Source organism: Bacillus sp. AFS018417 (genome assembly GCF_002560985.1).
In the GTDB taxonomy this organism is placed as follows: Bacteria; Bacillota; Bacilli; order Bacillales; family Bacillaceae_G; genus Bacillus_A; species Bacillus_A rhizoplanae.
On sequence record NZ_NTTM01000026.1, the window covers coordinates 15,191 to 27,600 of the forward strand.

General features: G+C 36.8%; 13 protein-coding genes. 8 read left to right on the forward strand and 5 right to left on the reverse strand.

Annotation, left to right across the window (positions count from 1 at the left end):
* Positions 1 to 343 precede the first annotated feature (343 nt).
* Both CN326_RS11825 and CN326_RS24615 read right to left on the reverse strand, forming a co-directional pair.
* Complete coding sequence (locus CN326_RS11825; protein WP_098309230.1) at positions 344 to 901, reverse strand: superoxide dismutase family protein; 558 nt, start codon at positions 899 to 901, stop codon at positions 344 to 346.
* 299 nt (positions 902 to 1,200) lie between these two features.
* A complete protein-coding gene (locus CN326_RS24615; RefSeq protein WP_176524603.1) occupies positions 1,201 to 1,377 on the reverse strand; it encodes a hypothetical protein in 177 nt (58 codons plus the stop codon).
* Positions 1,378 to 1,503: 126 nt separating this feature from the next.
* Between CN326_RS24615 and kapB the strand changes: the two genes are divergently transcribed.
* Entirely contained in the window at positions 1,504 to 1,887 is a 384-nt protein-coding gene (gene kapB / locus CN326_RS11830; RefSeq protein ID WP_098309231.1) for a kinase-associated lipoprotein KapB, read from the forward strand.
* Positions 1,888 to 1,946: 59 nt separating this feature from the next.
* Here kapB and kapD read toward each other — a convergent pair whose 3' ends face one another.
* Positions 1,947 to 2,570, reverse strand: coding sequence for a 3'-5' exonuclease KapD (gene kapD / locus CN326_RS11835; RefSeq protein ID WP_098309232.1), 624 nt, complete (start codon positions 2,568 to 2,570; stop codon positions 1,947 to 1,949).
* A 330-nt stretch (positions 2,571 to 2,900) separates the two neighbouring features.
* Between kapD and CN326_RS11840 the strand changes: the two genes are divergently transcribed.
* Complete coding sequence (locus CN326_RS11840; RefSeq protein ID WP_141525035.1) at positions 2,901 to 4,226, forward strand: ArsB/NhaD family transporter; 1,326 nt, start codon at positions 2,901 to 2,903, stop codon at positions 4,224 to 4,226.
* A gap of 129 nt (positions 4,227 to 4,355) precedes the next feature.
* Here CN326_RS11840 and CN326_RS11845 read toward each other — a convergent pair whose 3' ends face one another.
* Positions 4,356 to 4,844, reverse strand: coding sequence for a hypothetical protein (locus CN326_RS11845; protein ID WP_098309234.1), 489 nt, complete (start codon positions 4,842 to 4,844; stop codon positions 4,356 to 4,358).
* Between the two features lie 140 nt (positions 4,845 to 4,984).
* Here CN326_RS11845 and CN326_RS11850 point away from each other — a divergent pair, with 140 nt between their 5' ends.
* Together CN326_RS11850 and CN326_RS11855 are read left to right on the forward strand one after the other, a co-directional pair.
* Complete coding sequence (locus tag CN326_RS11850) at positions 4,985 to 5,668, forward strand: DNA alkylation repair protein (protein ID WP_098309235.1); 684 nt, start codon at positions 4,985 to 4,987, stop codon at positions 5,666 to 5,668.
* Between the two features lie 403 nt (positions 5,669 to 6,071).
* Complete coding sequence (locus tag CN326_RS11855; RefSeq protein ID WP_098309236.1) at positions 6,072 to 7,448, forward strand: glycine--tRNA ligase; 1,377 nt, start codon at positions 6,072 to 6,074, stop codon at positions 7,446 to 7,448.
* A 266-nt stretch (positions 7,449 to 7,714) separates the two neighbouring features.
* Here CN326_RS11855 and CN326_RS11860 read toward each other — a convergent pair whose 3' ends face one another.
* Positions 7,715 to 8,092, reverse strand: a complete 378-nt coding sequence (locus CN326_RS11860; protein ID WP_098309237.1) for a hotdog fold thioesterase — start codon at positions 8,090 to 8,092, stop codon at positions 7,715 to 7,717.
* A 94-nt stretch (positions 8,093 to 8,186) separates the two neighbouring features.
* Here CN326_RS11860 and CN326_RS11865 point away from each other — a divergent pair, with 94 nt between their 5' ends.
* From CN326_RS11865 to CN326_RS11880, 4 genes are all read left to right on the forward strand, one after another.
* A complete protein-coding gene (locus CN326_RS11865) occupies positions 8,187 to 8,930 on the forward strand; it encodes a DUF3298 and DUF4163 domain-containing protein (RefSeq protein WP_098309238.1) in 744 nt (247 codons plus the stop codon).
* 50 nt (positions 8,931 to 8,980) lie between these two features.
* Positions 8,981 to 9,571 carry a biotin transporter BioY gene (locus tag CN326_RS11870; RefSeq protein WP_098309239.1) on the forward strand — a complete coding sequence of 197 codons (591 nt, stop codon included), beginning with the start codon at positions 8,981 to 8,983 and terminating at the stop codon, positions 9,569 to 9,571.
* A gap of 211 nt (positions 9,572 to 9,782) precedes the next feature.
* Positions 9,783 to 11,339 (forward strand): murein biosynthesis integral membrane protein MurJ, encoded by a 1,557-nt coding sequence (gene murJ, locus CN326_RS11875; RefSeq protein ID WP_098309240.1) that lies wholly within the window; start codon positions 9,783 to 9,785, stop codon positions 11,337 to 11,339.
* The gene (locus CN326_RS11880) at positions 11,332 to 12,399 is read left to right on the forward strand and encodes a glycosyltransferase family 4 protein (RefSeq protein ID WP_098309241.1); all 1,068 of its coding nucleotides are present in this window, start codon (positions 11,332 to 11,334) and stop codon (positions 12,397 to 12,399) included. Before murJ ends, CN326_RS11880 begins: the two co-directional genes overlap by 8 nt.
* Positions 12,400 to 12,410: the final 11 nt, after the last annotated feature.

Consider the following 12,410-nt stretch of genomic DNA (forward strand, 5'->3'; position numbering starts at 1 on the left):
GGTCTTACCGTCCACAAATACAGGGATAAAATGGAAATATCATATATTAATAGGTTATATTAATACAAACTGGGGTATCAAGTAGTAAAACAAATATTTTCAGGTGATAAAGTGAAACTTCCATGTTCGTTCTTCGACGGCTGCTTATCGTCGTGAAATTGCCCGTGCTTTAGCGGATGTCGCACGTGAATATGAGTTACCTTACACAAAGGATCAAATTTTGTTGAAACACTTTGTGCCCGCATCCAAGAACGTGTATCCGCGATTTTAACATCAAAATATATAAAGGCTGCCGAGACTTTCCCGGCAGCCTTTAAACGTTCGGTCTTTCGAACATTTTTCTTTACTTCCCTTTTCCTTTTTCCTTTTTTATCTCTGAAGCTTTTTTCACAATCACACCGCATACAATCCGTTTCCCCGAATTTCCAGCTGGTTGCGTCATCCCGTCATCTGCATTTTCTGTAATAATAAGCGATGCGCCGTCTTTTTTATGCAGCGTTGTTTTTCCTTCTTTTAAACTCACTTGCGGTGCAGTAAGGTCCGCTTTAATCTTTCCTTCACCATCTGCAATTACATTCGGTAAATCTCCGTTTTCATACCCTTCCGGATGCAATAATCCATGTTTCTTTTTTTTATCGAGATTAAAATGATCTCCAGAAGAAATAAAGTCCGGTGCTTTACATTCACCCATTTCATGAATATGTACTCCGTGTACACCAGGTGTAAATCCTTCTGCTTTAATAGAAATCTTTACACCGCTTGTCTCCTGAGAGACCTTAGCTGTTCCAACTTTATCTCCAAAAGCATTGTAAAGCTTCACTTCTATTTTTGTCGGCTTCTCTTGTGCACATCCAGCAAAGAGGAAGGCTGCGAAACATCCCAATACGAGTTGCTTTTTCATCCGTATTCCCTCCAGACTCATTCTGTTCTTATATTGTCCGAGCCTAGAAGGAAACATACAAAAACTCCTGCCACTTATAGACGCTATACTTAAGACAATTCTGGACGAAAAAGCATCCGTAAGTGCCCGATTGGCTTAACTAACCTTTTAGAGAAGAGCACTCCAAAAGGAAGTTTCGCTTTATCCCGCTCTAACAGTCGGTAAGATGCTCGGCTATGAAGAAATAACAAACCGTCTGTAAGAACCCGATTGGCTCAACTAACCTTTTGGAGAAAAACACTCCAAAAGGAAGTTTCGCTTTACCGTTTCTCTTGTCCCATAATACGTTTTTCCATCTCTTTTAGATTCTCCGCTTCTCGTTCTGATGATTTAATAAAAATACGCCATGTAGCAACTGCTCCAACAAGAAATAACACGCATACAATACCAGGTATAATATATTCTGTCTTGTCTTCTGGAAAGTATAAAGGCATCATAATTCTTCACTCCTTTGTTTATTTCCTTATACAACTAATTATACAGAAATTTCAGTCTAAACAAAACTTCCTTTCTTTTTTGACTCCTTCTCTTTCATTGCTTACTATGAAAAAGAGGTGAATAATATGAATGAAACATTCCAAATTGGTGATGTTGTAACAGGCATTTACAAAACAGGGAAGTACATTGGTGAAATTACTAATGTTCGTCCACAGCATTATCTTGTAAAGGTGCTCGCAGTTATGAAACATCCAATGCAAGGCGACTTACATAACGTAAAACAAACTGACGTGCCCTTTTTCCATGAACGCCGTGCCTTAGCATTTCGTGAACAAACAAATATCCCACAGCAAATGGTCAAGCAATATGAAGGTGACGTGCCTGATTATAAAGAATCGCTTCAAAAAGCATTAACCGAACAAATGCAACAATTACAAGAGGACGACTCTCCATTTGCACAGCGAAGTTTACAAATGCTAGAACAATTAAAGCATGATTATCAATTGTAAGATCAGTAGCGCTGAACAAACAAAACAGCCAAATTACAATTATGATTGTAATTTGGCTGTTATTGTGCACTTACCTTTTTTAATACTTTCGAAAAGTCTACAAGCTCGCCAAGTGTTGGAGGAGCTGGTTTTACTAAGTATTGTTTATCTTTCTCAACAAGTTTAAAAATGTTATATGTCGTCATCGCATCATCTAACGCACAGTGATGCTTACCTGTAGCGACCTTTCCGTATGCTTCAATAGCTTTCCATAATCCAGTTTGGTTGCGGTCCCCAAAAAAACGCTTATACTCTAACGATAAATCACGGCATTGTCCCGTAAACGGATAAGGAATATTCGCTATTTCGCAATTATGTTTCAGCACTCTCATATCCATGTTTCCCCACGTCACAATTGTTGTACTGCAACGTTTATCATAGTTTGCCAGCTTTTCAACAAGCATTGCAAATGAAATCCCATCATCCACTGCTTCTTGCTGAATTCCTAAAAACTTTTTGCACCGTTCTGTTAACGATGAAAAAGTTTCCGGTTTTACATAAGAAGAATACGTATCAACTACAACATGATTTACAACCGAAACAATTCCTACTTCAATAATTTCCGGAAAAAATCCTTTTGGCTTTTTTCGATTCTGAGGCATCGTGAACTCAAAATCTAAAAATAATAATTGTTGTTCATCCATACGATCCCTTCCTTATAAATTCTTCCATATTCATCCATTATATCACACCAAATACCCGCGAACACGTTTACATACATGAATCCTAATTGAGAAAGGAAAAGCTTCCGTAAGAGCCTAATTGGTTCAATGAGATGTATCTTATATATATGTCAAATAACAGCAAATATTTTCAAAAATAAGAAAATAACTCAATTCATTTATGCAGAAAATATGACAAAACAATTGCTTTCATTTACATCTTACATTTTTCTACTTTATAATGGCTTTAATTGTGTTTATTACATAATCGTATCAAACAATAAGAAAAACTACTGAGAGGAGATGGGATTTTTGCATGAAACAACACAAGAAATTGCAAACTGGCAATACTATTTTGCAATTGCTGTCTTTTTAGTTACATATGCCATCATCATTTCTGAAAAAATTAACCGCGCTGTCATCGCACTGCTTGGTGCAGCTTTAATGGTAATTGTAGGAGTTGTTGACTTACATAATGCTTTTACGAAGCATATTGAATGGGGAACGATTACCTTACTCATTGGTATGATGATTTTAGTTAACATTACGAGCAAGTCAGGGGTCTTTCAATATGTTGCGATTAAATCCGCTAAGAAAGCGAAAGGAAATCCAATTCGTATTTTAATTATCCTTTCTTTATTAACTGCAGTTGGCTCCGCTTTTTTAGACAACGTAACAACGGTTCTTCTCGTTGTACCAGTTACACTATCTATCACACGTATTTTACAAGTAAATCCTGTTCCGTATTTAATATCAGAAATTATTTTCTCAAATATCGGTGGAACCGCTACACTTATCGGTGATCCTCCAAATATTATGATTGGCTCTGCAAATAAACATTTAGATTTTAATGCTTTCTTAGTGAACTTAGCTCCAATTGTAATCATCATTATTGCAGTGACAGCGGTTATGCTGTACTTCATGTATAGAAAACAATTAATAGCTGATCCAATCCAAATTAAAAAATTAATGAGTCTAGATGAAAAGCAATACATTAAAGATCCAGTACTAATGAAAAAATCACTAACTGTACTGGGGCTTACAATCATCGGATTCATGACGCACTCTATTTTTCACGTTGATGCAGCAGTTATTGCCTTAACAGGAGCAACAGTATTAATGTTAATCGGTGTAAAAGAGCATGAAATTGAAGAAGTATTTGCTAATGTAGAATGGGTTACAATTTTCTTCTTTGCTGGCTTATTCGTACTTGTTGGCGGTCTTATCGATATTGGTTTAATTAAATCGTTAGCACAGCAAGTATTAAATATAACTGGCGGTGACATTTCTTTCGCTGCTGTACTTATTTTATGGGTATCTGGCATCGCTTCTGCAACGATTGATAATATTCCATTCGTCGCAACAATGATCCCGCTTATTAATGATATGACAATTGGACTTGGCTTAACACCATCTGATGCACAGGTCGACGTACTCTGGTGGGCGCTAGCACTTGGCGCTTGTTTAGGCGGAAACGGAACATTAATCGGGGCATCCGCAAACGTAATCGTTGCAGGTATTGCAAACCGCGAAGGACATAGCTTTAGCTATATGGAATTCTTAAAAGTTGGCTTCCCAATTACAATTGTTTCATTAATCATTTCGAACATTTATATTTATTTCCGTTACTTAATGTAACGGAAAGCGAAAGCGGCTCGCTCAGAATGAGAAGTGAAGCCACTGACCATGCTAGCCACTGACCATGCTAGCCGCTTGAGCTAGACAATAGAAAAAACGGAAGGAAACCCCTTCCGTTTTTTCTTATCCTTAATATCTCGGTTCCTTATTTCGAATTACAAATAAGTGAATTGGAAGAAAAATAGAACATGTAATAACATGTAGCACCGTATATAGTACTGCATTTGTTGTGTATCTTTCTAATAGTAAATATACGATATAAATACCTAACGCAATCAATAGGACTGAAGATATAGTATGCAAAAATGGAATCCATCCGATAATAAAGCAGGCAACATACACACCAAATAACTTCCATCCCGCTTGCGGCTGCATAAATTGCGGTAATTTCTTTCCAATTAAATCTCCCCATGTTTTACAGTTTAAAAATGGAATAAATGCAAAGAAGGCATCTTCCAATCCATCAGCTTTTGCCATGTTATACAGCGCAAATGCTGTTAATAAATAAGCAGCTACAGCCCAAACTAAAAAGATAATGACAAAAATAAGTCCTAATGCTAAAAATCCGGCTATAATCCCGTCATCCGCTGTCCCGCTTATTACAACTTGATCCCCCATCTTAATACCCCCTTTTAACTCAGTTCCGTTCTTTTTCTATATATTCGTAACGGAAAGTATTAAGAAGTGGATAAAAAAATTTTTATCTTGTCCCAAAAGCGTTACACTTAAATAGAAAAATAAGAATAAGGAGTGAATATATGCATCCTTTCACAGAAAGCCTACAGAAACACTTTGAAGCACATCGCAACCGGGAAAAAGCAGAACCAATGGAACGTTATATGAAAAATCACTTTCCATTTCTCGGCATTCAAACACCAGAGCGAAAACAGTTATTTCGGGAAGTGTCACAAAATACTGAGGCACCAAAAGGAGCAGAACTTCCTGTTATTCTTCGCGAACTATGGGCACTGCCAGAACGAGAATTTCAAATGCTTGCTTTAACTCTATTAGATAAATATCGCAAACATTTAAAGGAAACGCATTTACCACTCTTAGAAGAGCTCATTACTACAAAATCATGGTGGGATTCTGTGGATATGCTTGCAAGTCATTTTGTCGGCCTCATCTTGGCGGCGCATCCGCATTTAATCGAACCGTATGTGCAAAAGTGGATGGCGTCTAACAATATGTGGCTACAAAGAACATGCCTTTTATTCCAGCTTAAGTATAAAGAAAAAACAGATATGAAACTCCTCTTCTCGTTAATCGAGCAGCTCAGTCACTCTAAAGAATTTTTCATTCAAAAAGCAATTGGCTGGGTGCTTCGTGAATACGCAAAAACAAATCCGAAAGCTGTATGGGAATTCGTACAAACACATCATCTTGCACCGCTTAGTAAACGTGAAGCTATTAAACATATCAAAAATGTATTCGAGCAGTAATTTTTGGGCTATACTACATACTAGATACTGCATATACTACGCTAAATACGTCTCTCTATTGTGAATTAAAAGAGAACATGATAAAATATGGTCATCTATTTTTTAAATATGGTAGCGATGAAGGACAAATAAGTACTTGCAAAAACGAAGCGATTCAGGGATGGTGAAAGCCTGAAACTGCAAGGAAAAAGGCAGTCCCGAGCAATGCAATATAAAGTGGACATACAATTTTGTGTGTCAACTAGGGTGGAACCGCGGGCAAACGCTCGTCCCTAGGCTGAATAAGCCTTGGGACGAGCGTTTTTTTATTGAAAAGCGGAAGCGGCTCACTCCCCTAATCACTTCTACAAGTACTACTCTATCCTTCATCGCCAATACGTTACCTTTTAAGGAGGAATTGAAAATGGCTTCAATGGAACAAATCGTAAACTTAGCAAAGCATCGTGGTTTTGTTTTTCCAGGTTCTGAAATTTACGGCGGTCTTGCAAATACTTGGGATTACGGTCCACTTGGTATCGAATTAAAAAACAACGTGAAAAAAGCTTGGTGGAAAAAATTCATTCAAGAATCTCCGTATAACGTAGGTTTAGACGCAGCAATTTTAATGAACCCAAAAACTTGGGTAGCATCTGGTCACGTTGGAAACTTCAACGATCCAATGATCGACTGTAAAAAATGTAAAGCGCGCCACCGTGCTGATAAATTAATCGAAGATGCTTTAGATGCAAAAGGCATCGAAATGATTGTTGACGGTCTTACTTTCGATCAAATGGCTGGATTAATGAAAGAACACGAAGTAAAATGCCCAGATTGCGGCAGCGAAGACTTTACTGAAATTCGTCAGTTCAACTTAATGTTTAAAACATTCCAAGGTGTTACAGAATCTAGCACAAACGAAATTTTCCTTCGTCCTGAAACAGCACAAGGTATTTTCGTAAACTTCAAAAACGTTCAACGCTCTATGCGTAAAAAGCTTCCATTTGGTATCGGCCAAATCGGTAAAAGCTTCCGTAATGAAATTACACCTGGTAACTTTACATTCCGTACACGTGAGTTTGAACAAATGGAACTTGAATTCTTCTGCAAACCTGGCGACGATTTAGAATGGTTCACATTCTGGCGCAACACTTGTAAAAACTGGCTTCTTACACTTGGTATGAACGAAGAAAGTATGCGTCTTCGCGACCACGGTGAAGAAGAATTATCTCATTACAGTAACGCAACAACTGATATTGAATTTAAATTCCCATTTGGCTGGGGCGAACTTTGGGGCATCGCGTCTCGTACAGACTTTGACTTAAACCGTCATATGGAGCATTCTACTGAAGACTTTAACTATGTAGATCCACAAACGAATGAGCGTTACGTACCATACTGTATCGAGCCATCTCTTGGCGCAGACCGCGTAACATTAGCATTCTTATGTGATGCATACGAAGAAGAGCAATTAGAGAACGACTCTCGTACAGTTCTTCGTTTCCACCCAGCATTAGCGCCATTTAAAGCAGCAATCCTGCCACTTTCTAAAAAGCTATCTGAAGGTGCACAAGAAGTGTTCGCAGAACTTGCAAAAGACTTCATGGTGGACTTCGATGAAACAGGTTCTATCGGTAAACGTTACCGCCGTCAAGACGAAATCGGTACACCATTCTGTATCACTTACGACTTCGACTCTGTTGAAGACAAAGCAGTTACAGTACGTGACCGTGACACAATGGAACAAGTACGTATGCCAATTAGCGAACTAAAAGGCTTCTTAGAAAAGAAAATTCAATTTTAATGAGAAAACGACTGCTTGAAGCAGTCGTTTTTTTCATCTTCTCAATATATCGGCGCTTCGACAGGATATAAAGTGAAACTTCCATCAGTGACGCTTTTCTCACTGATGGAAAGCTCTCACCAATCGGGCTTTTACGGGCAGTTTTCTTCCCCGCTCTTCTCGATCCTTTACTGCCCGTTAATACGGGATAAAGACCCTTCCACAATGTTCAACACATGAATACAGCATGAAAGAAAAAAAACGATTGCCAATATCGGCAATCGTTTTTATTTTTTCTCTTTCACTGCAACTGTACATCTGGAAATACAAATTAAAGTATTGTCTTCATCAATAATTCGAATGTCCCACACCATCGTCGTTTTCCCTTTGTGAAGTGGTGTTCCGATCGCTGTTACAATTCCTTCTCGTTTTGAATGTAAATGATTTGCATTAATTTCAAGACCAAAGCACAGATATTTATCTTGATCAATTAAATTATATGTACCAACACTTGCAACTGTTTCCGCTAGAGCAACAGATGCTCCTCCGTGTAAAAAACCAAATGGTTGATGCGTACTTCCATGTACTGGCATTGTCGCTACAACCTTCTCCTCTGTCATTTCTAATAATTCAATACCTAATGCTTCCATTAATGTTTTAGGCATACGATTATCCCCTTTCGAATTACCAAAAAACGCATAATAATATCTATTTCTTTTCAAACTATCAGTGAATCTATAATACATGGAGGTACCTTTTATGAAGAAACTATTATATATTATATTATTTTTTTACTTCTCTATCGCTATTGTACCAAAAAATGCAATAGCAGCCCAAACATCTAACCTTACAATTAAAGTTCATACTATGACCCAAAAAGGTAAGAACCCTTATTTTGAATATCAACTTAACTATCCACAATTTCATAATATTCCAGATGGACAATTTCAAAAGAAATTAAATACGTATTATGAAAAAAGCACGAACCAGTTTAAAAAGAACTTAGAAAAAGATGCAAAAACATATTATGAACAATCAAAAGAGACAGATGCTCCATTTCATCCATATATCGCGAATGTTGACTACAAAGTAGGATTAAATAAATTCCCATTGCTCAGTCTATATGTAAATCGCTATCAATATACGGGCGGCGCTCATGGCATGTATGAGTGGAAAGCAAATACATTTGATGTAGAGAAAAACAAACCTCTCCGCTTAGCAGACTTATTTCAAAAAGATAGTCAATATGAAACAATCATTAAGACAGAAATCGTTAGACAAATTGAGCAAAATAAGGAGAACTTCTTCCCAGATGCTGCCGAGAAAGCGATGAACGAAAAAAAGCTCAAATACGTTTTAGAACAAGATCATCTCATGATTTATTTCCCGCTGTACGAAATTGCGCCGTACGCAAGTGGTATTCCACAATTCCGGATTCCATATACACTACTTCGTGAAGTGTTAAATCCAAAATATCAAAATATTCTAATTGACAATGCATAGATGAATTCAGTACGATAATGTTAACTACAAAACACTCGGGGGTTAACATTATGAATAAACTTCGTGCATCAGACTTAGCTTTAGCTGCAATGTTTGTCGCACTTATGGCGATTGGTGCAAATATTACATCTTGGGCACCATTTCTACAAGTTGCAGGTGTTCCGCTTTCTATGCAGCCATTCTTTGCTATTTTAGCTGGTCTTCTTCTTGGAAGCCGAATCGGGGCCTTATCTATGATTGTTTATACACTAGTTGGAATTGCAGGAGCACCTATATTCGCTGGCTTTCAAGCTGGGTTTAGTACTCTATTAAGCCCAACTGGCGGATTTATTCTTTCTTTCATTGTTGTTGCTTATGTAACAGGTAAAATCGTTGAGCAAGTCAAAAACCCAAAATTCGGTACATTTGCTACTGCTTCTGCTGTCGGAATCATTCTTGTCTATATCATCGGAACGACTTATATGTACTTAGCTATAAACAATTGGGTAGGCGGTCATATTAGCTATGCAGCAGCTTGGAAAGTTATGATGTGGTTTGCTGTAAAAGATATCATCTTTACAATGATCGGTGCAGTTATTGCACCTCGTATATACTATGCTGTTCGCCGTTCTGCCTATCAGAATAGTCACTTTGCTTCATAAGGTGAAACCGTTATTTCATACTATTGTTTTGTTATAAGAGGCGGGAATTATTACGGTCTTTTATTGCGAGCTAAAAAGGATATCCGCCCCTATTAGGTGATATCCTTTTTTAATTGGGAAACATTTTACGTTACCAAGATATATTTGATTTTTACATACAAATAAATTATGCTTGAAAAAGAATTAAATTTAAATAAGGAATTGATTATAAATGAGTAGAGAGGCATCTCAAGACAATACAAAAAGATTTCTCATTGTAACACTATTTTTCACCCTTGGGACAGCTTTAGGAAAACTACTTGGATTCACAAAAGAAGTAACACTTGGAGCTTATTTTGGTACAAATTATGCCGTTGACGCATACGTTGTAGCTTTAAATATACCAACTATTGTTTTCACTGGTATTACAGGGGCTTTCGCCTTTTCTTTCATTCCTATCTTTATGGAGTTAAAAGGAAAAGATCCACATAAAGCATATCGATTTATGAATAACTTTTTAAACATCGTTCTACTTATTTTTTTCATTCCGCTTTTGCTCATTGAATTACAGCCCCGCTTCTTCATTTCAATATTTGCGCATGGGCTCCCTGAGCAAACAGCTTTATTATCGGCTCATCTATTGCAAATTATTTTTCCGACTGTATTTTGTACATTCATGATTGATATTTTTAATGCTTATTTGAACAGTTTACATAAATTTCGTATTACGAGTATGCAATGGGTTGTATTAAACGGTATTACACTTATTATTTTTATTTGCCTTGTACAATGGATAGGAATTTATGCACTAGCATTAGGTGTTATTGTCGGAAACATCGTACAAAATATACTCGTTTATTTCGCCTCCAAGCGTGAAGGATATCGCTATCAATTTGTAATCGATTGGAAAGATCCTTCTTTAAAAACCATGATATCTTTGAGCATTCCTGCTTTTATTACAAGTATGTCTGTTCAAATTAATCTACTTGTAGATCGTACACTAGTCTCCGGATTACAAGAAGGATCCATCGCGGCTCTTAATTACTCCCAAAAGCTATACTTTATTCCGCTTGGGTTAATTGCTGCTCCTGTTTTAACAGTTATGTATCCTAAATTTGTCGAATACGTAAATCATTCGAACTGGAAAGACTTCACAAAATTAATGGAAACAAATATAAAGGTGCTGTTATATTTGTTTATTCCTGTTTTTATTTATTTCACCTTTTTTACAGAGGAAATTGTCAAAGTTGTTTATAACTATGGTGCATTTGGGGAAGATTCTATCATAATGACAGCAACCGCGCTGCAATTTTATGCGTTAGCTGCCCTCATGCAGCCTTTAAAAGACTTACTTGATCGCTTGCTTTTTTCTTTGAAACTGAATCGATACATTATGTATGCATCGATTATTTCCATGATTATAAATGTTATATTATGCATTATACTCGTTAACCAAATTGGTTTAGCTGGTGCAGCTCTTTCCACTTCAATAGCATCAGCCAGCACTGTACTCATGCTATTATGGATGCTCCGAAAATTCATGAAAGAGAAAGAACAGGTAAGCTCGCACTACGGTGGCTTTTTACTTAAATGTATTGTTGCATCTTTTGTAAGTTTGTATGCTTCCAAACTGCTGCTTCATTTCTCACACGATACAAAGTTGCTTATCTTATTAGCAATAGCAATTGGTGCCATCGTTTACTTACTCGTCACTTATATATTAAAGATAAAGGAGCTACAACAATTGCTGTCGCTATTTTTAGGTAAAAGGAAGAATATAAATGAATAAAATTATGTACCTTTTAAATTATATCGGGGATGGCGGATCCGAAAAATACGTTCTAGATTTAATGGAATCCGTTGGTCCAGAACACTGTATCCTTGTATACTCTATCCCTGGTCCTTTCTTAAAAAAGTTTGAACAACTAAACGTACCGATGTATCAAATCAAAATGCGTCATCCTTTTGATATACAAGCTGCTATGCAGTTAAAGAAAATTATAAAAAAAGAAAAAATCGATATTGTTCATGCACAGTTTTTACGTGAAAATTATATTGCTATTCTAGCCAAATTATTAGGTGCTCCTATTCGGGTTATTTGGACATACCACGTAAATGTGCCGATGTCATTTCACCTAAAGTGGAGCAATTCCTTTTTTACCCGCTATAATGATGCTATCATTTGCATCTCTCAATTTATGAAGGAGCAGCTATGTCAAAAGGGCGTACCAGAAAAAAAGATAAAGGTCATTTATAACGGGGTTGCAGATCCGTATATAGATGCCTCTCTTTCTCAGCATCGCCCCCAAAAAATAGCTGTTATCGGAAGGCTTAGCAAAGAAAAAGGACAACTATTCTTATTAAAAGGCTTGAAAGAGCTAAGAGTACTACATCCATCTTTACAATGGCATTGTGATATTATCGGTGAAGGACCATTAAAAGAAGAGTTAACAGAGATGATTCAAGAGTTATCACTATGTGAACATGTATCATTAACAGGCTTTCAAGACGATATTATAAAAGAATATACAAAACATGACATTATTGTGATTCCATCAGAAAATGAAGGATTATCCTATGTCGCTATTGAAGCAATTGCTATGAAAAAACCTGTTATTGCAACAAATGTCGGTGGTTTGCCAGAAGTAATTGTTCATAATCATTCGGGTTTATTAATACCGTATGGATCGGAAGAAACATTGGCTGCATCTTTAGCACAATTATTACAAGATGAAAAGTTATATCATTCCTTAGCAGAATGCGGACGCGAACATTACTTACAAAACTTCACTTTTTCAAAAATGTTAAAGGAAGTTACAGCAATTTATCGCACACCATCATCATGTTAAAGGAGGATATA

What these genes read in the sequence shown, in the direction of transcription:
- CN326_RS11880 (WP_098309241.1), top strand. Translation starts at nt 11,332, where the DNA reads ATGAATAAAATTATGTACCTTTTAAATTATATCGGGGATGGCGGATCC.
- CN326_RS11860 (WP_098309237.1), bottom strand. Translation starts at nt 8,092, where the DNA reads ATGCCTAAAACATTAATGGAAGCATTAGGTATTGAATTATTAGAAATG.
- CN326_RS11855 (WP_098309236.1), top strand. Translation starts at nt 6,072, where the DNA reads ATGGCTTCAATGGAACAAATCGTAAACTTAGCAAAGCATCGTGGTTTT.
- CN326_RS24615 (WP_176524603.1), bottom strand. Translation starts at nt 1,377, where the DNA reads ATGATGCCTTTATACTTTCCAGAAGACAAGACAGAATATATTATACCT.
- kapB (WP_098309231.1), top strand. Translation starts at nt 1,504, where the DNA reads ATGAATGAAACATTCCAAATTGGTGATGTTGTAACAGGCATTTACAAA.
- CN326_RS11870 (WP_098309239.1), top strand. Translation starts at nt 8,981, where the DNA reads ATGAATAAACTTCGTGCATCAGACTTAGCTTTAGCTGCAATGTTTGTC.
- CN326_RS11845 (WP_098309234.1), bottom strand. Translation starts at nt 4,844, where the DNA reads ATGGGGGATCAAGTTGTAATAAGCGGGACAGCGGATGACGGGATTATA.
- CN326_RS11865 (WP_098309238.1), top strand. Translation starts at nt 8,187, where the DNA reads ATGAAGAAACTATTATATATTATATTATTTTTTTACTTCTCTATCGCT.
- CN326_RS11850 (WP_098309235.1), top strand. Translation starts at nt 4,985, where the DNA reads ATGCATCCTTTCACAGAAAGCCTACAGAAACACTTTGAAGCACATCGC.
- CN326_RS11825 (WP_098309230.1), bottom strand. Translation starts at nt 901, where the DNA reads ATGAAAAAGCAACTCGTATTGGGATGTTTCGCAGCCTTCCTCTTTGCT.
- murJ (WP_098309240.1), top strand. Translation starts at nt 9,783, where the DNA reads ATGAGTAGAGAGGCATCTCAAGACAATACAAAAAGATTTCTCATTGTA.
- kapD (WP_098309232.1), bottom strand. Translation starts at nt 2,570, where the DNA reads ATGGATGAACAACAATTATTATTTTTAGATTTTGAGTTCACGATGCCT.